The following is a 22,788-nucleotide window of genomic DNA, read 5'->3' as shown; positions in this document are numbered from 1 at the left end:
AAAATCAGCCCTTACGCTTGCGGAAGAACTCGACCGTGGCGGTCACGACTGCGATGACAGCCAGGATCTGCTGAAAATACGGGCGGAAACGCTTAGGTCCGAACGTCGCCATGGCCGTCATGCCAGCAAGGCCGATTTCACGGGCGCGCGTAGCCTTCTGACAGCAGGTCTTCATTTTGGAGCAGCAGCTTTTCTTGGAGCTGACGTCTGCGATGGCGGTTTCGGCGGCGGGGGATGGCTTGGTCATACGGGATCTCCTGAAAAATGGAATCAGGGGATCAACACATCACATTACAAGGGGTTGCCAGAGCAACTCGTGGAAGAGAAGGGCGCGGAGGCGTCAGTCCTGCTGACCGTCGCGGGCCTTTTCCAGTGTTTTAAGCTGCGTGTCGGAATCGGGCGATTTCGGGTTCAGAAGCAGCATCTGGTGGAAGGCGCGCAGGGCGGCTTCGGGTTCGTGCCGGTCATGTTCGGCTTCCGCGAGCATCCCCCATGCCGTGGGATCGCCGGGATCGGCCTGAAGGGTGACGCCCAGATCGGTGATTGCGCCATTATTGTCGCCCGCCGCCAGCCGGATGGCCGCACGCTGACGGTAGAGGATGGGCTGGTCGGGCTGGATGGTGATGGCGGCGGTCAGGTCGTCCTGAGCCTGCTGGAAATCATGTTTTTCCAGCGCATCGTGCGAATCGGTAATGAGCATCTGCACGCTGCCGGTCAGGGCGCGGCTGCGGAGGCCTTCGGCACGTTCGGAAATCTCGCCAGCCTGTTTTTCGTTCCCGGCCATGGCGAGCGCTTTTTCCGCGTCCATGAGGCGGTCATGAAGCGTTTTGCGCGGTGGGCGGGGCGCGGAGGCGGGCGGTTTGGCAGTCGGAGAGACTGCGGGGCCGGGCGCGGCAGGATTTGCGGCGGGTGCGGCCTGAACTGGCAGAAAAGTCAGGGCCGGGCTACAAAGCAGAACGGCGCCAGCCATCAGCCAGCGCCGTTTGTCCGTCATCCGGCAGACCAAGGGGTTCAGCCCTGGCGAGCCTTCATGCGCGGGTTCTTCTTGTTGATGATGTAAACGCGGCCGCGGCGGCGGACAACGCGGCAGTCCTTGTCGCGGACCTTGGCGGACTTCAGGCTGTTGCGGATCTTCATGGTTGCAGGCTCTCGACGGGTAAGGCCCTTGCGGACCGGACAGCGGGCCAAAACGCCCGCGAAAGAATGGCCCCGATTACCCATCCCGCCCTGTAGAGTCAAGCTGACAAGCCATCCGTGTGGCGGAATTCCTTGATGCTGCCGATTTGCAACAACCTGCAACAGCGTCGTCGTTCAGGGTCTTTGTCCGGCCGGGATTTTCTCCTAACGTCAGTTTCATGATCAAGCGCCATTCCCGCCCCGCCCTGCTGCTGGCTCTTCTTCCTCTCGCCGTCGCCCTTGCCGCGCCCGTGGCCGCAAGAGCGGATGACGGAGAAGCCAAGACCAACGACGACGATCCGACGATCAACCAGCAGGGTTTCGCCATCAACAAGATCCTCCGGGTGCTTCAGACCAATCCGGATGCCGCGGGCGACTCCTGTATCAACGCGCTCAAGGAAATGCATCAGGCCCAGACGGCTCTGGGCAAGGAAGAGGGCATCGACCCCGAACACAATCAGGATATTGGCGTTGCGCGCGATGTCTTGTCCTCTGAAATGGAGGATGTCACGAATATGTGTGGTGCCGATGCACGGACCTACTGCCGCAAGGCCACCGATCATCCGGACCCCAAGCTGACAGCGGCCTGCAACGCCCTGCCTGCCGAAGAAGACTGACTGGCGCGCTCTGGCAGAGAGATCCGTGCCGTCTGTCAAAACATGTCCAGAAGATTCGAGGACTAACTTTTCCGGCCCGCTGCTCTTAAGGTCGGAAGTCTGATTCTGGTAATGAGGGCCGTGGGACTGTTTCTGATGAAGTCTGTGTCGGGTGGGGAGTACCGCTCTTGACCGCTGCACTACAGTCAGTCTTCCGCCCCGGATGGGTCCAGTTCAGTCTCAGAACATGGTCTGCACTTGTGCTGGCGCTGGGAACGGCCTTCTGGTCCCAGCTTGATTCACCCGCCAGTGCGGGCGTGACGGTCATGATCCTCGCGCAGCCTCTGCGGGGACAGGCGCTGTCCAAGGCGTTTTACCGTCTGGCCGGGACTGTGCTTGGTGTCGGCGTTTCCATCATTCTCGTCGCGATGTTCAATCAGGAGCGCGCCCTGTTTCTCGGCGGCGCGGCCCTGTGGATTGCGGCCTGCGCGTTCGTGGGGTCGCTTGAGCGTGATTTCCGCTCCTACGGCGCGCTGCTGGCGGGGTATACCGTCGCACTGGTGGCGCTCCCGACGATGGATGATCCGCAGAACATCTATCCCGTCAGCATCGCCCGCGCGTCTGATATCGCCATCGGCGTTGCGTCTATTGCGGTTGTGAACATTCTCTCCGGGTCCCCCGAAGCCTGGCGCAGGCTTTCGAAAGCCATGGAGACGCTGTCGCATCGCGTGAGACAGACCGGCAAGTCCGCCATTATGGGCGATCCGATTGCCACGCCTGAGGAAATGATCGGGTTGAGCGGCGAAATCCTCGCGCTCATGACCCAGATTTCCTACGCCAGAACGGAAGTCGAGCGCGGGCGTTTGCGGATGGCGGGCGCGCGGCTGGGCATTATTGGCATGCTCACGGTTCTGACCACGAGCCGTGCGATTGCATGGCTGCTGGAGACCGGCGGCATTTCCGACCTGCTGATCCGTCACGTTCGGGCCTGGCACGAGCGCTCCGAGGACGGCACGACCCGTCTTGAGACGATGGATACGATTCTGGATAAAATCCGTGCGGAAGACCCGGATTTCGTGCCCTCCGCCCGCGAAGCATGGTTTCTGGAGCGGTGTTCGACGCTTCTCAGCAACCGTCTGCATATCCGCACCGGCATGAACACGCTTCTGCGCGCCACACCGGCGGGCGATGCGCTTAAGCTGGCGCATCTTGCGAGCAATCCGGATTACGTGACGGCCTTCATCAACGCCATGCGCGTGCTGCTGGGCTTTAGCGTTGCGGCCGCTCTGTGTCTGGCCTCCAGCATTCCGGCCTCCGTGACCTCCCTGTCCCAGACGGCGCTGGTCCTGACGCTGGCCTCCACCGCGATCGACACGGCGGAGTTCGGCAAGGGCGCTATTATCGGGATGCCCGCAGGTATTCTCGTGGCGGCGGGGCTGGATTTCATGATCCTGCCGCATGTGGGCAGCATGCTGAGCCTTGCGCTGGTGCTGCTGCCGCAGACCGTGATTTCCTGTCTGCTGCTGATGAACCCGAAAACCAGCGCCATTGGCTTTAATTATGGCGTGTTCTTTCTGGTGTTCATCGCGCTCGGCAACCATCACAACTACGATCCGCTGGCCTTCATCACGCGCAACACGTTCTATGCGCTGGCGGCCGTGCTTTCTTTCGTATTGCTGGTGTTGCTCTGGCCACCGACCGCGCGACGGCACCGATTCCGGTTGGCGGTCTCCATCGCCCATGATCTGGAACTGCAGCTTGCCGGGCACGGCGAGCGGATGGGGCCGCCGCTTCTGAGCCGGAAATACGAACGCCTCAGCCAGTTCCTGATGTGGACGGACCGGCTGCACGATCCGGGGCTGCGTTCCCGTCGGGTTTTCAACCGTTTCGTCGCGTTGGAGGATTTTTCCAGCACCATTGCCCGCGTCCGGAATTATCTGGATCAAGCCGGGCATCTTCCCGGCCTCAAACCCATGGTCCGCCATGTGCGGCGTCTGCTGGCGCATGACAGGCTCGGTCTTCTGGAAGCTGAAATCCCCGAGCTTCAGGCCATGTTTTACGAGCGGCTTTCAGACGGCATCCGCGAGGAGCAGTCCATGATCATCAACTGTATCGGCGGTCTGGAATCGGTGCGGACCATGGTGCGTCTGAACCGCTCGGCCGTGCATCATTATGGAATAGGACGCAAGCGATGGTGACGACACAGGTCGTTGACCTTGATGGCGTGCTGGTGTCGGCTTTCGTCATCAATCTGGCGCTGGCCCTGCTGACACTGGCCGTTCTGCGCTGGATTCTGGCCTGGTTCGATCTGTGGCGTTTCGTCTGGGATCCGCCTCTGGCCCAGTTCGGCATCCTGATCTGTCTGATCGGCCTTTACACCCTGATCCTCTGACCTTTTCCTGTTTCGAACCGAACCCAAGGTGACCGTCCCGTGCTTTCCAGTGCCCATCGCCTGATCCGCCTGACCATCACGCTCTGCATTCTTGCAGTGGCGGCGCTCGTGGTCGTCATTCTGTGGGATTACTACACCGCCTCGCCCTGGACGCGGAACGGACAGGTGCGTGCGCAGGTCGCCAATATCGCGCCGCGCGTTTCGGGACAGATCATCGAGGTTCTGGTGAAGGACAACCAGTTCGTCCACAAGGGTGAGGTGCTCTACGTCATCGACCCGTTCGATTTCAAGGTGGCGCTGGAGACGGCCAAGGCCCATGTGGCCGAGCGCAAAGCTGATCTGGAATTTCGCCTCGTGCAGTCCCAGTGGCGCAAGGCCATCCCCGGAACCGCCGTTTCAGTCGAAGAAAAACGGCAGTACGAAGCGCTTTCGCAGCAGATGCAGGCCCAGTACGCCGCAGCCGAAGCCGCGGAGCATCAGGCCGAAATCAATCTTGAGCGAACGCAGGTCCGCAGTTCCATCGACGGCATTGTGACCAACCTCATCATGCGACCCGGCGATTTCGCCACCGCCGGTGTGGTCAACATCCACATCATCGACACCAGTTCCTACTGGGTGGACGGTTATTTCGAAGAAACCAAGGTCCATGATCTTGATGAGGGCGATCTCGTTCGCATGGATCTGATGGGGTATCACGATCCGCTGTTCGGGCATGTCGAAAGCATCACGCGCGGTATTGCCAGCAATAACGCGCAGGTGAACAAGCAGGGTTTGCCGGAAGTGGACCCGGTCTATACTTGGGTGCGGCTGGCGCAGCGTATTCCAGTGCGCGTGAAGATCGACAAGATCCCGGATGACCTGACGCTGGCCGCAGGTATGACGGCGACTGTGACCGTGGTGTCAGAAGAAGGCAACCGCCGCCACCGCTCCACCCACGCCGCCTTTCAGCATTTCGGCGACGACATCCGGCATCTGTTCGGGCATCGATAAGGATTTTGGGATAAAAGTTTTTGGTAAAGCTTTTTACAAAAAGCTTCGGCGTTCTCCGCCTTTTTGTAAAAAGGCGGAACCCAAAAACTTTTATTCGTAGGGTCTTTTCAGGCCCGGTCGATGGCCCAGATGGCGAAGGCCTGAACGAGGGCGACTTCTTCCAGACGTTTGAAACGGCCTGACGAACCGCCATGTCCGGCTTCCATGTTGATACGGCACAGGAACGGGCCGCCGGACGTGACTTCTCGCAGTTTGGCAATCCATTTCGCAGGTTCCCAGTACGTTACGCGCGGGTCGGACAGGCCTCCCATTGCCAGAACCGGCGGATAGGTTTTGGCGGTGATGTTGTCATAGGGCGAGTAGCTGGCGATCAGGTCATACGCGTCCGGGTCTTCCAGCGGGTTGCCCCATTCCGGCCATTCCGGCGGTGTCAGCGGCAGGGAGACGTCGGACATGGTGTTGAGCATGTCCACGAACGGCACCTGCGCGGCAATGCCCGCGAACAGCTTGGGCGCCATGTTCGTGATCGCTCCCATCAGCAGACCACCGGCCGAGCCGCCCTGCGCGACGATGCGTCCGGCTGAGCCGTAGCCTTCCGAGACGAGATGTCGGGCGCAGGCGATGAAGTCGATGAAGGTGTTGGGCTTCTTTGTCCCGCGGCCGTCCAGAAACCAGTTCCAGCCTTTTTCGGAGCCGCCGCGGACATGGGCGATGGCGTGAATCCAGCCCCTGTCCACCAGACTGAACACGGTTGTGGAAAAATCCGCGTCCATGGCGATGCCGTAGGAGCCGTAGCCATACAGAAGCAGCGGTGCGGAGCCGTCCAGAGCCTGACCTTTGCGCATCAGGACCGTAATCGGAACCTGCGCTCCGTCGGGCGATGTTGCGAACAGGCGACGCGTTTCGTAGCGGCTCGCATCATGGCCGGACGGAACCTCGCGGATCTTGCGGAGGGTGCGCGCGCCGCTGGCCATGTCGTAATCGTACCAGTGCGCGGGATTGGTGGGGGACTGGTAGATGTAGCGCAGGACCGGCACGTCATATTCCAGCGTGCCCAGCATCGTCAGGTCATAGGCGGCTTCGTCCATTCCGATGGCTTTCGCCTGCGCCCGGACATCGCCCTGCGTGCCTTCGGGGACCACGAGAATATGGATATTTCCGTCCCGCCGCTCGGCCCAGGCGAGATGCCCGCGCGAGGCATTGGCGCCCAGCAGATAGTGGCCCTCGCGGTACGGCACGAAGGGCGTCCAGTTCTCGCGCCCTGTGGCCGTGTCTGGCGTCTGCATGAACTGGAAGTCCACGGCGCCACCGGCATTGGTCAGGATGATGAAGCGGTCATTCCAGTGCGTCAGGGAATAGCGCTCACCCCGCACCAAGGGGGCCGCCACAACAGGCAGGGCTGTCGGATCGGAAGCCGGAATGAGCAGCGTTTCGTTCGTATCGTGGTCACCGCGCTCGATGACGATCCATTTGCGCGACGCGCTGACGCCGATGCTCAGGAAGAAGCCCGGATCGGTTTCGTCGAACACCAGAACATCCTCGCCCCCCGTCAGCGGGCGGCGATAGATCTTCGAAGGGCGGCCATTATCGTCGCGATAGATCCAGAACAGCCACTGGCTGTCCGGTGAAATGGCGAAGCTGCCCGTCGTGCTGGGGACGGGTTCGGCGCAGAGCGTTTCTGTTTCCAGATCCGCGACCTGAATACGATAGACCTCGGAGCCCTGAATGTCTTCCGCGTAGACGAAATAGCGGTGATCGGGCGAGTGGTCCGTCTGTGAGAGCGCATAATAGTCATGCTGTTTGGCCAGCGCATCGGCATCGAGCAGAACCTGCTCCGCTCCGCCCCCGCGTGGGCAACGCACCCGCAGTGGATGCTGGGCACCGTCTTCGAAGCGCACGGAATATTCCCATGGGCCGTCGGGAACCGGGACCGAGGATTCCGCAGGCGGAATACGGCCGATCATTTCCTGAAGCAGCGTTTCGCGCAGTGGCTCCATCCCGGCCAGAACGGCCTCCGCATAGGCGTTTTCCTCCTTCAGATGCGTGGCGATATCGTCGCGCAGAACGGACGGGTCCCGCAGGACCTGCTGCCAGTTCTCGTCCTTCATCCAGGCATAGGAATCCGTGCGCGTGCGGCCAAGCTGCGTGGTGCTCAGTGGCTCACGACGGGTAACGGGAGGAACGGGTGCGGCGGAGGGGGCATCGGGGCGCTGTGACATGACCAAACTGTGACGCAGAAACGCCCGGCATTCAATCGGACTTTGACTGGAAAAGAAGCCTCCCAAGAAACTGTAACTGCTCTCAAGTGTTATTCAGGGCAACGGAGCGTTCTCAAAGATGCTCCAGACCGGATGAATTCTGTTTCTCCTTTTGGGGTGCAAACAGAACATCCTGTGATGTGGAAAGAAGAGTATCATGATTTCAAGCAAGTATTTTGCTGTTCTTGCCGCTGCTGGCCTGAGCATTTCCGGTGCTGCCGTCGCCCAGACCGTCCCGCAGGTTCCGCAGAGCAGCCCTGTGGTAACCATCCCCGCCGGAACGCAGGCCCGACTGCCCGGCGCTCATGTTCAGGCTGTCGCAGGTGGCAAGAATGTTCTGAGTGCTGCGTCACCGGGCGTTCTGGGTGCTGATGGCCTCCCGTCCATCGAGGGCGCGCAGGCTGGCAATATTGCCGGTCTGACTTATTACTGTACGCATCACAAGCTGGTGCTCGGAACATCGCCGATCGTGGCGGCCCGCAAAATCGCCAAGCGCCCGGATGTCCACAGTGACGAGTTCTACTCGCTGGGCGGTAAGGGTCTGCTTCAGATGACGGACGGAAACGTCTTCGATATCGGCACCCTCTCCAAGGACAAGCGCGTCACGACGTGTAACGACCTTGTTAAGAAGGCCCAGTCTTTCAAATAATTGCTCCGGCTTACAGGTCTGCAATGAAAAACGCCCCGGCTATGATGGCCGGGGCGTTTTTTGTGTCGTGACGTCCTGTAGTTCTTCAGGCCGCGAGCTTTTCCATGAGAGCCAGACCTTCGGCGCTTCCCAGAACTGCGGCCTTTTCCTGACGGGAGAGGCGTTCCAGCGCGATCTGGAGCGACGGAGCCTCCCGTAGTTTGAGCAGGCCGACCAGAAGATGCGCGTCGATCGGACTGCCGGGGCTGCGGGCCGGGGGCAGCGCGCCTTCATGGGCGTTGAGAAGGGCCGCGTTCTGGCGGAGGGCGGCAAAGGCTTCTTCCGGCGGCGCATCGGGGGCATGGGCAGCGCGTTCACGCGCAGCATCATTTGCGGCGGCAAGCTGGAGGATCGGCGGAGGAGCGGTTTCCTCCTCGATCAGCAGAAGCCCGGCCCGACGCAGCCCCAGCCCGACATCGCGGCTCGCCGTCAGTGCGGCCAGCGGGATGGCGAGCACCAGTCCGAGCAGCACCGGCGTCATCCATAGGAACAGCGCCTGTGAGACCGACCATGCCGCCACGGCCAGAAGCAGGCCGAACACGGTGTAGATCCAGTAGCCATGCGCCACGTCCTTCAGCGAAACCCGGCCATCATCGCGGTTCTGCGCGTTCCATCCAGAATCCCGGCCTAGAAGGATCGAAATAACGCCGGACGTCTGGATCAGCATGGCAATCGGCGCAATCAGGCCGCCGATCAGGGTTTCGAGCACGATAGACACCGCAAGCCGGAAAACGCCGCCAGAACCCTTCAGGGCCGCGCGATCGAACATCATGGCAATGAAGGCCAGAGCTTTCGGTGCGAGCAGAATGCCCATGGTCCCAATGAAGACGAGCTTGGCCTGTACGGGATCAACGCGCGGCCAGTGCGGATAGAGCGTCGGGGTCGAGCCGAAATATTCGGGATGGTAGAAATGAGACTGGAGCGAAATCAGGATGCCGAACAGCAGGAACAGCAGCCAGAGCGGGGACATGATGTAGGACCCGATGCCCGTCAGCATATGAACGCGGCTGACCCAGTGCATGCCTTTCGTACCGAGGATCTTGCTGTGCTGCAGATTGCCCTGACACCAGCGGCGGTCCCGGATGGCGACGTCCGTCAGCGATGGCGGGCTTTCTTCATAGGAGCCGAACAGTCCCGGCACCATGTGAATGGCCCAGCCGCCACGGCGCATGAGGGCGGCTTCCACGAAGTCATGGCTCAGAATGTGCCCTCCGAAGGGCGGGCGGCCCTTCAGATGCGGCAGACCGGCCTGTTCGGCGAAGGCCTGTGTGCGGATGATGGCGTTATGACCCCAGTAATTGCCTTCCGAGCCGTGCCACCACGCAATGCCATGCGCGATCAGTGGCCCGTAAACACGGCCTGCAAACTGCTGCATCCGGGCAAAAAGCGTACGACCACCGACGATGACCGGAAGCGTCTGGATCAGTCCCACGCCCTCATGCTGTTCCATGGCCGCCGTGATCCGGACGATCAGGCTGCCATCCATCACGCTGTCTGCATCGAGGGTGAGCATCTGCTGGTAGGAGGCGCCGAACCGCGTCACCCAGTCGCCCAGATTGCCCGCTTTGCGGTCCGTATTCTTGTGGCGGCGGCGATAGAAGACGCGCTTTTCGCCGTTCGTGGCTTTGCGGAACTCAAGGAAGGCGCGCTCTTCCTGCACCCAGACGTCCGGATTGGTCGTGTCGGACAGGATGAAGAAATCGAAGGCGTCGATCTGTCCCGTCGCCAGAATGCTGTCATGAATGGCGCGCAGACCCGCGAGAACGCGCGTCGGGTCCTCGTTATAGGTCGGCATCAGGACGGCGGTGCGGTTTTTCAGTTCCGGCAGCGGCCCTGTGCGGTGAATGCCAAGCCCAAGACCGCCCCGCCGGATCAGCGACACGAAGCCGCCGAGGCAGGACATGAAGGACAGGGCGATCCAGAAGGCGAGAATGGCGAACAGGATCAGGATGATGACACCGAGCGCCGAGACGCCCAGTGAGTTGAAAACCTGATTGATCCTGTAAATGCCATAGCCCGTCAGCAGCATCGCGCCACCGAAGACGAACAGACGGCGTGCCCAGAGGAACGAAGGCGTCGTCGGCAGCGGATCGAAGGGCCGGCCATGACGGTCCGGCTGCTGTTGAAGGTTCTGCGGCTTCATTGCCAGCGGCGCTTCAGGCGGCAGGAAGGGGGCGGCTTCCGGAGTGGCGTGAGAAGACAATTCGGTCACGGCGTCCAACGATACATCCATTTTTCTGAAACCGGACCTTGATCATTGGCGAGCTGGGCCTGAAGTTCGCAGCTCTTCGCATCGCCCGGCACGAATTCAAAGGTCGCGCGCCAGCCCTGGATTTCCGGGTTCGGTTCCACGACGACATTACGGATCGTGCCGGGGCTGGCCTGTGTGATCAGATGGAAATTCGTACCCGGCGGCACGTTCTGGAAGGGCGCGCCTGTGAAGTCGATCGCGAAGAAACGGGCGTCCGGATGATCGGTCACGCTTCCGATCCGCGTTGCGGCAACGCGCGCCATCTGGGTCGGCCACGGCGTGTCCCAGCCCCAGTACATTCTGTAGATGTAGCTGTATTCCTGACCGCCCTTCATGGGCTGTTTGGGACGCCAGAACGAGACGATGTTGTCGTTCACCTCGTTGGGGGTCGGGATCTCCACCAGATCGACGGCGCCGTCGCCCCAGTTGCCGATCGGTTCGATCCAGAGAGACGGGCGCTTCTGATAGTTGAGCGCCAGATCCTCGTAATCATGGAACGAGCGCTTGCGCTGCATCAGACCGAAACCATGCGGGCTGCTGTCTGCGAAGGCCGAGAACTGGAGGTCGGTCGGGTTGGTGAGGGGGCGATAGAGCTGCTGTCCAGCGCCCGTCCAGATCTGGAGGGCCTCGCTGTCATGCGCGGCGGGGCGCCAGTCATCGACGTGATTGCGGGCGTTCGCATCGAAATAGAACATGCCCGTCAGGGGAGCGATGCCGGATTCCGTAATGTCCTGACGCGGGAACAGTGAAGACTGGACGTCAAAGACCGTGGTATCGCCCGGACGGATGGTGAAGCGGAACGCACCGGTCAGGGACGGGCTGTCGAGCAGCGCGTGAATGACGATGGACTCCACGCCCGGTTCCGGTTTTTCGATCCAGAACTCCCGGAATAACGCGAATTCTTCGCCTTTGGGGTTGCCGGTGCCGTTTGCGAAAGCGCGGGCCGACAGACCGTAATTCTGACCCTTGGCCACGGCCCGGAAATAGGATGCGCCAAGGAAGACAGCACATTCTTCCATCATGCCTGCCGTATTGATGGCATAGCGCAGACGCAGGCCGGAATAGCCGAGATCGTCCGTGACGCGCAGAACGGGGTTGGCATAGGTGAAGGCGTCGGGGTCGTAGGGAATGGGGGTGGACTGTCCGCCCGTGACTTCGTTCATGCCGATCCGCGGCTTGTACAGAAAGCCGCGTGGGAAGAACTCCACGTCGAACGCCAGATTCTGGCCGTGCCACAGGGCTTTATCAGGATTGAAGGCAATGCTGCGGAACTGGTCGAAATCCATGTTCGCAATGGCACTGGGAAGCGTCTGGGACGGGGGGGAATAAGCCTTTTTCGACAGGCGCTGCGCTACCAGCCGAACTGTGCCATCGTCAAACGGGGTCGCCTGCGGTGCAGGGGGTGTAACGGGCTTGGTGGCAGCCAGAGGAGCAGTGGACTGGGCATGGGCCATACGGGAGGCTGTTCCTAGAAGGGTCAGTCCGGCCCCAAGCTTGACCAGATCACGGCGCAGGATACTCATACTTTTCCCAATATCCCTGTTTCTGTCGGCATCTCCGCAACGAAGCCCGATGTTCCAGCGATACGCCGGAAGCCTTGCGTTGCGAAGAGCCCTTCTATGACGAGGACGTTATTTCACAAGGGTTGACGCGGCCTTTTTATGGCATGCGTCCAAGATGACACATTATTGTGAAATCTGTTGCTGCAAGACATCAAGTGACGGAACGTGACCCGATAATTCAGAGACGACCATTTTCGTTATCGCGTCAAACTGCGGAACCCTGAACAGGATATGCGTTTTTCCGAAGTGTGCAATGTCGCGTTCATTTCCGGGATTGGGCGGTCCGACCGGAACCACGCCCAGAACCGGAACACCGCGTCGTCGCAAAGCCTCAAGGCTCAGAAGCGTGTGGTTGATCGTCCCCAGTCCGCTGCGCGTGACCAGAACGACGGGCAGGTTCAGACGCTCGATCAGGTCCACGATCATCATGTCCTCACGCACCGGCACCATCAGTCCGCCCGCGCCTTCTACGACAAGTGTCTCCGGCACCTGTGGCAGGACGAGCCGCCCCGGATTGACCGTCACGTTTTCCAGATCCCCTGCCGCGAGTGGCGCGAGCGGGGCCTGAAACGCATAAGCCGGGGGAATGATGCGGGACGGGTCCAGACCGGCCAGATCGCGCACGGTCGGCGTGTCGCCGTCCTCGTCCGCGAGGCCGGTCTGAAGCGGCTTCCAGTAGGTGGCGTGCCAGGCACGGCACAGAATGGCGCTGACGAGAGTCTTGCCGATGCCGGTATCCGTTCCCGTGACGAAGACGCCGCGTTGAGAGCTCATAATTATGGTCCTTCTCCGGATTTCACAAACATCCCGATACCGATCTGATAGGTCACGTCGGAACTTGTGCGGTCAAAATGTCGCATGGCCCGGCGCAGGGCCGCGCTGCTGGCGGGGGGGCTGTCCTGACGGGGCAGGGACGCCCCGATCTGCCTCAGACCGCGCAGGAACTCCCGCGCGCTGCTGACAGGATCATGTAGCGTCAGCACCTCCCACGATCCGGCACCGCTGCTGGGCCATTCCGCTTCCACGGTCGGGACGGACGGATAATCCGGCACGCCGCAGGGCGCGCCTTCCACCAGACAGGCCTGTTTCCACTCGTCCAGACTGCCTTGCAGGAGGGTCGCGACCATCAGCCGCCCCTGTGGCGCGAGGAGGTCGCAAAGCCTGCGTAATCCCTCGGTCCTGTTGGAAAACCATTGCAGACATAGGCTGGAGGCGATCAGGTCGAACGGCCCGGATATGTCCGGATGTTCGGCGTCCATGACGTGAAAGCCGATGGTTTTTTCGGCAAAGTGCTGCTTGGCCCGTGCGATCATGCCGGGGGCCAGATCGCTCGCCAGCAGGCTGGCCTGCGGAAAATGTCCAGCAAGCTGGGTCGTCAGGAAGCCCGTTCCACAGCCGAATTCCAGAATGGAGGCGGGTGTCTGCTCCGCCATTTCTTGCCGGATGCGCTCCATCAGTGCCGTGACGCAGCGGCGCTGGATATGGGCGGCGGCGTCATAGCTCTCGGCTGCGTCGAAGCGTGCGGCGATGCTGTTGCGGCGCAGGATATCGTCAGCCTGCGTCATCGAGCCTCCGTCGCACGAAGTCCGCGCAGAGTCCGGGGTGAGTGAGGGGCAGGAGATGCCCGCCCGCGACCCGTTCTCCCGGTGATGCAAACCCGACCTGTGCGGCCCCGAACGGATCGTCCGTGCCCGTCATCCAGTGCAGCCTCTTTCCCCAGTCGGCTGCCTGCGCCCGATGGTCCTGCTGCTGAAGCGCCTCAAGCCCGTGATCTAGTGCGTCTACATTCGGCGTATGGGGCAGGGGCGCTTCCGTTCCACAAAGAGCGCGGAAATCGTGCAGTACGGCGGCTGGATCGCGTTTCAGGCGTGCGCGCATCCGCGTCAGAACCCGTTCGGGTGTGCCGTTCGGGAAGTCCAGTGCGGCAGTAAAGCGCGGGAAGCCGTTGAAAAATACCAGCCCGTCACATCCCGGCAGATCCTGCCCTAGCAACGCCAGCGATCCGGCGGAATGCCCGATCGCCAGATAACGCGTGTCGGGCAGCGCAGGACGATGTTCGGAGCCGAAATACCCGCAATCCACGACCTGCGCGTTCACATCCGGCAGATGCCCCAGCAGCGGCTCCCAGAAGGACGCATCAAAGCCCCAGCCATGCACGAGATAGAGCGCGCGTGTCATGCAACATCTCTTGTCAAAGCGATGACGGCCTGCCCGAGGCGGTCGATCGCAGCATCGTCCAGCCCGGCATGGAGTGCCAGCCGCAGCCTTGCGGTTCCTGCGGGGACCGTCGGCGGGCGAATGGCCACGGTCAGGAACCCGGCGTCCTCAAGTCGGGCAGCCACCGTCATTGCGCGTTCGGACTCCCCGATCAGCACGGGCACGATCTGGGTCGTGGAGTCCGCCGTAGCCAGCCCCGCGCCATGCAGCATGACCCGAAGCCGTTCCGCCTGTCCGAGCAGCCGGGCGCGTTCTGCGTCCAGACCGGGTGTGACATCCAGTGCCGCATCGATCGCGCCCAGAACCGCAGGGGGGAGCGCTGTGCTGTAGATGAAGCCTGATGCATGGTTCGCCAGATAGTCGCAAAGCGCTTTAGAGCCCGCGACATAGGCACCCATCCCGCCCAGCGCCTTGCTGCAGGTGCCCATCGTCAGATCGGCCATCCCACAGGACAGGCCGCGCCCTTTCGGACCCAGAACGCCGGTCGCATGGGCCTCGTCTATATAAAGGAACGCGCCCGCCCCGTCCGCCAGCGCGCGCAGCGCCGGAACGTCCGCCCGGTCTCCGTCCATGGAGAATACGCTCTCCGTCACGATCATCCGCAGGCCGGGTTTTTCGGCCTCGCGGTTCAGCAGGCTTTCCAGATGGGACAGGTCGTTATGCCGGAAGCGGATCTGTCGTATACCTGCCGCCGCGCAGCCGTGATGCAGGCTGGCATGGTTCAGACGATCCGAAAACACCAGCATCGGTACGCCCGTCCGCGCGACGGACAGGGCGCACAAAGCAGGCATGACGGATGCGTTGGCCTGCCAGCCCGAGGCGAACAGGATCGCGTCCTCACAGCCTTTGAACGCTGCCATTTTCGTCTCGACCTGCCGGTGCAGGTCCAGCGTTCCGCTGACCAGTCGCGAGGCCCGCGCCCCGGTGCCGAAACGCAGTGCCCAGTCGGCAGCGCGTTCGCGCAGTAGCGGGTGATCCGCCAGCCCCAGATAGTCGTTGGACGACACATCCAGCATCCGCCGTCCGTCGCGAACGATCATGCCGCCCTGCCGGACTACCGGACGTAGGGTCCGGCGCGTTCCGGCGGTTTCGCGCTCGCTCAGGGTGGCCGTGAAATGGCAGTCGAACAGGCTCATGCGCCCTCCCGCAACACGTCCGCGATGGCTGTCGTCAGGCGCGTGAGTTCGTCGGGAGTGATGGTGAAGGCGGGCGTCAGATAGACGATGTTGCGGAAGGGCCGGATCCAGACGCCGCGCTCCACAAAGGCGCGACGCAGCGCGTCCGGATTGTCCAGTGTCTCAAGTTCCACGACGCCGATGGCGCCGAGAACGCGCACGTCCTTGACGCCTGGCAGCGCGCGGCAGGGCTCCAGTTCCCGCGCGAGCTGGGCCGAGATCGCTGCGACCTGCTCCAGGCGCGGCTCGGACTCGAACAGGTCCAGCGAGGCGTTGGCGACCGCGCAGGCCAGTGGATTGGCCATGAAAGTCGGCCCGTGCATCAGGGCGTGCCCGGCGCTGTCGGACAGAAACGCCTCGAAAACGCCGCGCTGGGCCACGGTAGCGGCCAGCGCCATGGTGCCGCCTGTCAGGGCTTTGGAGAGCGCCACGATATCCGGCACGATCCCGGCCTTTTCGCAGGCGAACATTGTTCCCGTACGGCCGAAGCCGGTGAAGATTTCGTCGAGGATCAGCAGGATTCCATGCCGGTCGCACAGGTCGCGTAGACGGCGCAGGACTTCCGGGTCATGGAACAGCATCCCGCCCGCGCCCTGAACAAGAGGCTCCGTGACCATCGCTGCGATGCTGCCGCCGCGTTCCGTCAGCAGGGCTTCAAGCCGCGCCAGACTGTCCGCATCCACAGGCAGATCGGCCAGAACCTGCTCGGGCAACACGCCTGCGAACAGGCTGTGCATGCCTTCCTCGGGATCGCAGATGGACATCATGCCCAGCGTGTCCCCGTGATAGCCGCCGCGGAAGGACAGGATTTTCGTCCGGCCTGTGGTTCCGCGGTTGATGTGGTACTGCACGGCCATCTTGATCGCGACTTCCATCGCGACCGACCCGGAATCGGTGAAGAACACGCGCTCCAGATCCCCCGGCAGTATCTCCGCCAGCCGTGCAGCCAGACGGATCGCCGGTTCATGCACCATCCCGCCGAACATCACATGCGGCATCTGCGTGGCCTGACGGACCAATGCTTCGTGAATATGTGGGTGGCTGTAGCCGTGACAGGCCGTCCACCACGCCGCCACGCCGTCCACAAGTTCGCGACCGTCCGCGAGGGTGATCCGGCTGCCGGATGTGCGGACGGCTTTCACAGGGAAAGGGGCTGTCTGCATCTGCGTGTAGGGCAGCCACAGATGGGGGAAGTCAGCGGCGATATGAGGGGTGCGAGGCATGGTTTGCGTTTTCCCGCATGGTTTGGGGTGAGTCCATCCCCCTGTCTCCTGTGACGTCATAGAGAAAGGCGGGATCGTTCCGCAGGCGGGACGCCGTATCATAAAAGGGTCACGTTTTGTCAGGCAACGATGTGGCATGAGCCCCGTTAGTGACGCGTTCCTAAAAGAACGTGGAAACATTCTGTGCTCCCGGTGTGGGAGCTCTGACGAGGTTGAAGACCAATGCTGAGTTCCAAGGTCATTCATGTCGATGGCGTCTTTCTGGGGACAGCCATCATGACGGGAAGCCTGAATACCCTGCGGTTCTATGCGACGCATGAGAGTGTGCGCGCGTTGCACAATGCCTGCATGTCCGACTTTGGCGCGCTTTATGCCCAGGTCAAAAGCCTGTTCAACCGCAGCCGTATGCTGACGCCGCAGCCAGCCTGATCCTGTTTTTGCGGCGCATCAGGTGCCGCAGAAGGTGTTTTTTACCTGTTCATGAGCAGTCGGCGGGGCTTCGAACCCGTCAGTTCCACCTTCAAACGTACGCGACAGCGCCTCGGTCAGACGATGGAACGGCGTATAATCGCCTGCTACGGCTGAACGGATCATTTCCTCGATCCGGTGATTGCGCGGAATGATGCGCGGATTCGTGGCCTGCATGTCGGTATGACAGGCCTCTGCGGAGCGCTCTTCCCGATCCAGCCGCGCCTTCCAGTCCCCGATCCAGTCTTCAATCTTCGACCCCGGCCCGAACAGCGACACGACGTCCTCAGTCCGTCCGCTCTGAACAGCGTCCCCAAGCCTGCGGAATGTGAGCGTGAAATCCGCCTCTCCGCGATGCATGGCTGTCAGAAGACGCCCCGCCAGTCGGGCATCTCCGTCTTCTTCCAGAGCCAGCCCCAGCTTTCTGCGCCAGCCACCGAGATAGGCCTCGTTGAAGACGCCATCAAAGCGCATCAGCGCGCTTTTGGCCTGTTCAACCGCCCGTTCATGGTTGGAGTCCAAGAGCGGCAGGAGGGTTTCCGCCAGTCGGCCGAGATTCCACAGAGCCATGTCGGGCTGGTTCCCGTAGGCATAGCGGCCGTTCTGATCAATGAAGCTGAAAACCTTTGCCGGATCATAGGCATCAAGGAAAGCACAGGGGCCGAAATCAATGGTTTCGCCCGCAATGGACATGTTGTCCGTGTTCATGACGCCATGAATGAACCCGACCAGCATCCAGCGCGCCACCAGTTCTGCCTGACGTGCCGTGACGGCTTCAAGCAGCGCCAGATAGGGGTTTTCGGTGTCCGATAACTCCGGGTACAGACGCCCGATGACGTGATCCGCGAGAATGCGGACGCTCTGTGTGTCGCCCTGCGCCGCGAAATACTGGAACGTCCCGACCCGCACATGGCTGGACGCAATCCGCACAATGACGCCGCCGGGCTGCATCGTCTCGCGCATCACGCTCTCGCCCGTTGTCAGGGCGGCCAATGCGCGCGTGGTCGGAATGCCGAGCGCGTGCATAGCCTCGCTCACCACATATTCCCGCAGAACCGGCCCCAGAGCCGCCCGTCCGTCCCCGCGTCGTGAAAACGGCGTCGGCCCGGAGCCTTTGAGATGGATGTCCCGAAGCCGTCGCACCCGATCCGTGACTTCTCCGACCAGCATCGCCCGGCCGTCGCCAAGGCTTGGAACGAAATGCCCGAACTGATGCCCCGCATAGGCCATTGCCACTGGAGATGTGCCATCCGGTCGGCTTCCCTGACTCAGAAATGCCAGTCCCGCCGGGCTGCGGAGCCAGTCCGGGTCCAGCCCCAGTTCCCGCGCCAGAGGCTCGTTCAATGCCACGATCTGCGGATTGCGGAGCGGCGTCGGGGTGAGGGGGGCGGAAAACTGCTCGGGCAGGGACGCATAGATGCGGGAAAGCTGCATCGGAGATCCAATCAGGACTGGAAAAGTCTGTCTTTAGATGGCTCACTAAAGACCAAAAGGAAAGACCTCTCTTCTTTGTTCAGCCCCGGAGTTCATGGGGAAAGCAGTGTTGTTCCAGAAGCCCCCTCAGCCACTCCGTAAAGACTTCGAGCCGGCGGGAGAGATGCTTTCTGTGTGGGAAGAGCAGTGTCATCGGCAAGGACGCGGCTCGCCATTGCGGCAGAACATTCACCAGTTCTCCACAACGGAGATGGGGCAGGACGTCATAGGCTGGCAGTTGCGCGAGGCCGAGCCCGGCCAGGCAGCAGGCGACCGATCCTTCCGCACTATTCACCGTCACACGCCCCTGAACCGCGCGGCTTTCTTCCCGCCCGTCCCGTTCCCATTCCCATGCCTCGATCCGTCCTGTGGAGGGGGAGGCATAGAGAACGGCCTGATGGGCTGACAGGTCATCAGGCGTCAGGGGAATGCCGAAACGTTCCAGATAGGCCGGGCTCGCGACATTGAAAACGGGCAGCAGTCCGAGCCTGCGTCCGATCAGGCTGGAATCCTGCAAGGGGCCGACCCGGAGCACGCAGTCGGTTCCATCTTCGGCCAGATTGATACTGCGATCCGTCATGCCGAGCTCGATATCGAGCCCCGGATACTGCTCCAGAAACGCGGGCAGAGCAGGAGCCACCACCAGTCGCCCGATCCGGCTGGGCAGGTTGACCCGCACATGACCGCGCGTTTCCGAACTGTGAAGCCGGAACTGGTTCTCGGCTTCCTCGAAATCCCCCAGAAGCCGCAGGGCTGTCTGCTGAAACCTCTGTCCGTCATCGGTGAGCCGTACGGAACGCGTCGTCCGCGCCAGCAACTGTGTGCCAAGCCGGTTTTCCAGTTCCTGAATGGCTGTCGAAACCGTGGAACGGGGCATCTGGAGCGTATCGGCCGCATGCGTAAAACTGCCGCTTTCCGCAACCCGGATGAAAATACGAAGCAGGTCGATCCGGTCCATGATGTCTTCCGTGTTTTGTTCGGAAAATCTGACGGATGATGTCAGAATTTCAGACTTTTTCCGGATTTATCGACAAATCATAGTCCCTGTCATCATCCATCATTGCGAGGACATCCTCTCATGGCCGGTCACAGCATCAAGGGAAAAACCGCTCTCATCACGGGAGGGGCCAAAAATCTCGGTAGGCTGATTGCTCTGGATCTCGCCGCTCAGGGCGCGGCTGCCATCGCCATTCACTACAACAGCGCTGCCACGAAAACGGAGGCGGACGCAACAGTGGCGGCGCTTACGAAGCTCGGTGTTCAGGCACAGGCGTTTCAGGGCGATCTGACGACTGCCGGAGCGAATTCCCGACTGTTCGAAGCGGTTGTCGCGGCTTTTGGAAAGCCGGATATTGCCATTAACACGGCCGGAAAAGTTCTCAAGAAGCCGATCCTTGAGACATCTGAGGACGAGTATGACGAGATGTTCGCGGTCAATGCAAAGGCGGCTTATTTCTTTATCAAGGAAGCCGGACGTCATCTGAACGACAACGGCAAACTGCTCACGATCGTCACGTCCCTGCTGGGTGCCTACACACCGTTTTATTCAACCTATGCCGGGTCCAAGGCTGCCGTCGAACATGTGACGCGCGCGGCGTCGAAGGAGTTTGGAAGCCGCGGCATTTCCGTCAACGCCATTGGACCGGGCCCGATGGACACGCCGTTCTTTTATGGTCAGGAAGCGCCTGAGGCGGTGGCCTATCACAAAACCGCAGCCGCGCTGTCGTCGTTAAGCCGGACCGGCCTGACCGATATCGAAGACATCGTCCCGATCGTTCGCTGTCTGGTGTCGGATGGCTGGTGGATGACCGGCCAAACCATTCTGGTCAATGGTGGCTATACGACGAAGTAATGGGTTCCCGGCATTGCAGGCGTACGAAAAATACGCCTGCAATGCCGGGACTGTTCCTGAAGCTGTTAATGAGTTTTTGATCCTTCTGGACTATGCTGGCATCAGGTATTTTTCCGTTCCGGCCTGTAGGGGTGGTGACGGAAAAGAGAGTCTTCTCTATTCATGAGAAGACGAACTGGCGTTCCTGCCTTTGGTGCCGCCCTTTGGTCCGCCTTTGGCGCGACAACAGCATAGAGGACATTTCGTGGAGCATACCCAGAGCTTGTCAGGCCCGGGCGGAAGAGTCAGTCCGACCGTCATCCGGCTTTATGCCGTGCTGGCCGCAGCCCGTTATCACGGTCTGGAACTGGATATCCGCGATTTTGCGGCCGAGCCGGGGGAGGATTCACCGTCCCCTGCCACTTTGGCAAGATGGCTGACGGACCAGGGCGCTGTCGCCAAAGGCATGCGTCTTCGCTGGCGTTATCTGGTCAAAATCCGCAATGCCCCGCCTGTTGTTCTGATGTTCAAGGATGGATCGGCTGGGCTTATGGTCCGCGCCGATGCTGAAAAAGGCGTGGTCTGGCTGCGTGACCCGATGGGTGGCGATGGAGACGCGCCGGTTCCGGTCGATGAACTCCGGCTCATGCAGGTCTGGACTGGTGATGTCCTGCTGGTCAAACGCCGTCGTGATGAGTCCGAGGCTGACGCCAAGTTCGACCTGCTGTGGTTCGTCAAGATGGTGTTGCGCGAAAAGAAGATCATGCGCGACATCGCCTTCGGGTCGATGGTGCTGAGTATTCTTCAGATTTTTCCACCATTGATTGTGATGCAGGTTATTGACCGGGTGGTGAACTACCATTCCATGGCGACCCTCATCTCGCTGAGTGGCTTTGTTATCATTCTTTCGTTTTACGAAATCCTGCTGACTTATGCCCGGCGCGAACTGTCCCTGATCCTGTCTACGCGTCTGGACGCCAGAATTTCGCTGCATGCCTTCAACAGACTGCTTGCTCTTCCGCTCGAATTCTACGAACGCGAGCAGACGGGTGAGATTCTGGGGCGGTTCATGTCCGTCTTCAAGGTCAGGGATTTTCTGACCGGCCAGCTGATGACAACCCTGCTGGATCTTTTCACGCTTGTCGTAATTCTTCCCGTGCTGTTCGTGATCAGCTCTACGCTGGCCTGGATGACGCTGGCTGCCGCCGGTTGCATCGGCCTTATCGTGGTGATTTTCCTGCCCCCTGTGACGCGTGTCATGGGCCGACAGGTTGTTGCGGACATGAAGCGTGGCTCCGTCCTCTACGAGACGGTCGCTGGTATCCGGACGGTCAAAACGCTTGCTCTGGAAGCCACGCGGCGTGAAATATGGGATGAGCGGACAGCCGAAGTGGTGCGCTGGAAACTGGCTGCCGGACGCATGGCCAGTTGGCCGCAGACCCTTGCCATGCCGTTCGAAATCTTCATCAATCGCGGCATTATTTTGATCGGCGCCTACCTGATTTTGACGAACGCAAGTTCGATTCAGGCGGGTGCGCTGATGGGCTTTATGATGCTGGGTGGCCGTGTCGCCAGTCCTCTGGTCAATCTCGCCAGGCTGATGGAAGCCTTCAACGAAGTTAGTGTTTCCCTTGGCGAGGCCGGTCTGGTGCTGAACCAGCCAACGGAAACCAAGGCCCTGACAACCGGCATGCGCCCCGTTATTAAAGGGGCTCTATCTTTCATGAATGTTGATTTCACATATCCGGGATCGACCAGCAAAGCCCTGAATGATGTGACGTTCGATATCCCGGCGGGCACGATGCTCGGCCTTGTGGGACGTTCAGGGTCTGGCAAGTCGACGATTACCCGCCTCCTGCAGGGTGTGAGCCGCAACTATACCGGCTATCTGCGTCTTGACGGTGTGGATCTGCGGGAAATCAACCTGACGCATCTGCGTCGTTCGTTTGGTGTGGTGCTTCAGGACAACTTCCTGTTTCGTGGCACAATCCGCGACAATATTACGGCAGGGCGTCCGGGACTGACGATCGATGACGCTATCCGGGCTGCGCGTCTTGCGGGGGCCGAAGAGTTCATCGAGCGCATGCCTGCCGGTTACGATACATGGATTGAAGAAGGTTCGACCAATATCTCGGGCGGACAACGGCAGCGGCTCGCAATCGCCCGTGCGGTCATCAGCGATCCGAAGCTCATGATCCTTGACGAGGCGACTTCGGCTCTGGATCCGGAATCCGAAGCGCTCGTGAATGCCAACCTGCAGCGGATCGGCAAGGGTCGAACGATGGTGATTGTCTCCCATCGTCTGTCCTCGCTTGTGAACTGTCATCAGATCGCCGTGATGGACAAGGGCAAGCTGATCGATATCGCACCGCACCGGGTTCTGCTCGAACGCTGCGAGATCTACCGGATGCTCTGGCTCCAGCAGAACCGGCACATGACAGATAACGACGTTCCTGGCTCTGCCGGGCAACTGACTGAAGGAGAGTAA

Annotated in this window: 21 protein-coding genes; 8 read left to right on the top strand and 13 right to left on the bottom strand. The window is 61.0% G+C overall.

Going from position 1 to position 22,788, the window contains the following annotated elements:
* Positions 1-4: 4 nt before the first annotated feature.
* The 3 genes from HKD28_RS03520 to ykgO form a co-directional block, all read right to left on the bottom strand.
* Positions 5-247 (bottom strand): hypothetical protein, encoded by a 243-nt coding sequence (locus HKD28_RS03520; protein ID WP_194266908.1) that lies wholly within the window; start codon positions 245-247, stop codon positions 5-7.
* Positions 248-340: 93 nt separating this feature from the next.
* Positions 341-994 (bottom strand): tetratricopeptide repeat protein, encoded by a 654-nt coding sequence (locus tag HKD28_RS03515; RefSeq protein ID WP_235993281.1) that lies wholly within the window; start codon positions 992-994, stop codon positions 341-343.
* 17 nt (positions 995-1,011) lie between these two features.
* Positions 1,012-1,137: a type B 50S ribosomal protein L36 gene (gene ykgO / locus HKD28_RS03510; RefSeq protein ID WP_007281615.1), complete on the bottom strand. Its 126-nt coding sequence runs from the start codon at positions 1,135-1,137 to the stop codon at positions 1,012-1,014.
* A 218-nt stretch (positions 1,138-1,355) separates the two neighbouring features.
* Here ykgO and HKD28_RS03505 point away from each other — a divergent pair, with 218 nt between their 5' ends.
* From HKD28_RS03505 to HKD28_RS03490, 4 genes are all read left to right on the top strand, one after another.
* On the top strand, positions 1,356-1,793 hold the full coding sequence (locus tag HKD28_RS03505) for a hypothetical protein (protein WP_194266906.1): 438 nt from the start codon (positions 1,356-1,358) through the stop codon (positions 1,791-1,793).
* 167 nt (positions 1,794-1,960) lie between these two features.
* On the top strand, positions 1,961-3,970 hold the full coding sequence (locus HKD28_RS03500) for an FUSC family protein (protein ID WP_194266903.1): 2,010 nt from the start codon (positions 1,961-1,963) through the stop codon (positions 3,968-3,970).
* On the top strand, positions 3,964-4,164 hold the full coding sequence (locus HKD28_RS03495; protein WP_062027417.1) for a DUF1656 domain-containing protein: 201 nt from the start codon (positions 3,964-3,966) through the stop codon (positions 4,162-4,164). The genes HKD28_RS03500 and HKD28_RS03495 overlap by 7 nt, the downstream gene beginning before the upstream one ends.
* A 39-nt stretch (positions 4,165-4,203) precedes the next feature.
* Positions 4,204-5,154: an efflux RND transporter periplasmic adaptor subunit gene (locus HKD28_RS03490; protein WP_062027419.1), complete on the top strand. Its 951-nt coding sequence runs from the start codon at positions 4,204-4,206 to the stop codon at positions 5,152-5,154.
* A 107-nt stretch (positions 5,155-5,261) separates the two neighbouring features.
* On the opposite strand, the gene HKD28_RS03485 is transcribed toward HKD28_RS03490, so the two are convergent.
* The gene (locus HKD28_RS03485; protein ID WP_194266901.1) at positions 5,262-7,373 is read right to left on the bottom strand and encodes a S9 family peptidase; all 2,112 of its coding nucleotides are present in this window, start codon (positions 7,371-7,373) and stop codon (positions 5,262-5,264) included.
* A gap of 196 nt (positions 7,374-7,569) precedes the next feature.
* On the opposite strand from HKD28_RS03485, the gene HKD28_RS03480 reads away from it, so the two are divergent.
* Positions 7,570-8,061 (top strand): DUF2501 domain-containing protein, encoded by a 492-nt coding sequence (locus tag HKD28_RS03480; protein ID WP_194266898.1) that lies wholly within the window; start codon positions 7,570-7,572, stop codon positions 8,059-8,061.
* Positions 8,062-8,146: 85 nt separating this feature from the next.
* Here HKD28_RS03480 and mdoH read toward each other — a convergent pair whose 3' ends face one another.
* The 7 genes from mdoH to HKD28_RS03445 all read right to left on the bottom strand — a co-directional run bounded on the left by mdoH (position 8,147) and on the right by HKD28_RS03445 (position 16,528).
* On the bottom strand, positions 8,147-10,333 hold the full coding sequence (gene mdoH / locus HKD28_RS03475; RefSeq protein ID WP_194266896.1) for a glucans biosynthesis glucosyltransferase MdoH: 2,187 nt from the start codon (positions 10,331-10,333) through the stop codon (positions 8,147-8,149).
* Entirely contained in the window at positions 10,309-11,874 is a 1,566-nt protein-coding gene (locus HKD28_RS03470) for a glucan biosynthesis protein (RefSeq protein ID WP_194266893.1), read from the bottom strand. The genes mdoH and HKD28_RS03470 overlap by 25 nt, the downstream gene beginning before the upstream one ends.
* A 162-nt stretch (positions 11,875-12,036) precedes the next feature.
* Positions 12,037-12,687: a dethiobiotin synthase gene (bioD, locus tag HKD28_RS03465; protein WP_194266891.1), complete on the bottom strand. Its 651-nt coding sequence runs from the start codon at positions 12,685-12,687 to the stop codon at positions 12,037-12,039.
* A 2-nt stretch (positions 12,688-12,689) separates the two neighbouring features.
* Positions 12,690-13,478 carry a methyltransferase domain-containing protein gene (locus tag HKD28_RS03460; protein WP_194266889.1) on the bottom strand — a complete coding sequence of 263 codons (789 nt, stop codon included), beginning with the start codon at positions 13,476-13,478 and terminating at the stop codon, positions 12,690-12,692.
* Positions 13,465-14,091: an alpha/beta hydrolase family protein gene (locus HKD28_RS03455; protein WP_194266888.1), complete on the bottom strand. Its 627-nt coding sequence runs from the start codon at positions 14,089-14,091 to the stop codon at positions 13,465-13,467. Before HKD28_RS03455 ends, HKD28_RS03460 begins: the two co-directional genes overlap by 14 nt.
* The gene (locus HKD28_RS03450) at positions 14,088-15,266 is read right to left on the bottom strand and encodes an aminotransferase class I/II-fold pyridoxal phosphate-dependent enzyme (protein WP_194266887.1); all 1,179 of its coding nucleotides are present in this window, start codon (positions 15,264-15,266) and stop codon (positions 14,088-14,090) included. Before HKD28_RS03450 ends, HKD28_RS03455 begins: the two co-directional genes overlap by 4 nt.
* On the bottom strand, positions 15,263-16,528 hold the full coding sequence (locus HKD28_RS03445) for an adenosylmethionine--8-amino-7-oxononanoate transaminase (protein ID WP_194266886.1): 1,266 nt from the start codon (positions 16,526-16,528) through the stop codon (positions 15,263-15,265). Before HKD28_RS03445 ends, HKD28_RS03450 begins: the two co-directional genes overlap by 4 nt.
* A gap of 222 nt (positions 16,529-16,750) precedes the next feature.
* Here HKD28_RS03445 and HKD28_RS03440 point away from each other — a divergent pair, with 222 nt between their 5' ends.
* Positions 16,751-16,957 carry a hypothetical protein gene (locus tag HKD28_RS03440; RefSeq protein ID WP_099285674.1) on the top strand — a complete coding sequence of 69 codons (207 nt, stop codon included), beginning with the start codon at positions 16,751-16,753 and terminating at the stop codon, positions 16,955-16,957.
* A gap of 18 nt (positions 16,958-16,975) precedes the next feature.
* Here the strand turns inward: HKD28_RS03440 and HKD28_RS03435 are convergent, their stop codons facing one another.
* Positions 16,976-18,430 carry a protein adenylyltransferase SelO gene (locus HKD28_RS03435; RefSeq protein ID WP_194266885.1) on the bottom strand — a complete coding sequence of 485 codons (1,455 nt, stop codon included), beginning with the start codon at positions 18,428-18,430 and terminating at the stop codon, positions 16,976-16,978.
* A 79-nt stretch (positions 18,431-18,509) separates the two neighbouring features.
* Positions 18,510-19,427 (bottom strand): LysR family transcriptional regulator, encoded by a 918-nt coding sequence (locus HKD28_RS03430; protein WP_194266884.1) that lies wholly within the window; start codon positions 19,425-19,427, stop codon positions 18,510-18,512.
* Positions 19,428-19,547: 120 nt separating this feature from the next.
* Here HKD28_RS03430 and HKD28_RS03425 point away from each other — a divergent pair, with 120 nt between their 5' ends.
* Complete coding sequence (locus HKD28_RS03425) at positions 19,548-20,321, top strand: SDR family oxidoreductase (RefSeq protein WP_194266883.1); 774 nt, start codon at positions 19,548-19,550, stop codon at positions 20,319-20,321.
* Positions 20,322-20,637: 316 nt separating this feature from the next.
* Positions 20,638-22,788 (top strand): peptidase domain-containing ABC transporter, encoded by a 2,151-nt coding sequence (locus tag HKD28_RS03420; protein WP_194261348.1) that lies wholly within the window; start codon positions 20,638-20,640, stop codon positions 22,786-22,788.

Origin of the sequence: Gluconobacter cadivus, assembly GCF_015244745.1 — a bacterium.
Taxonomy (GTDB): Bacteria; Pseudomonadota; Alphaproteobacteria; order Acetobacterales; family Acetobacteraceae; genus Gluconobacter; species Gluconobacter cadivus.
This window is presented reverse-complemented; position numbering and strand designations above follow the sequence as displayed.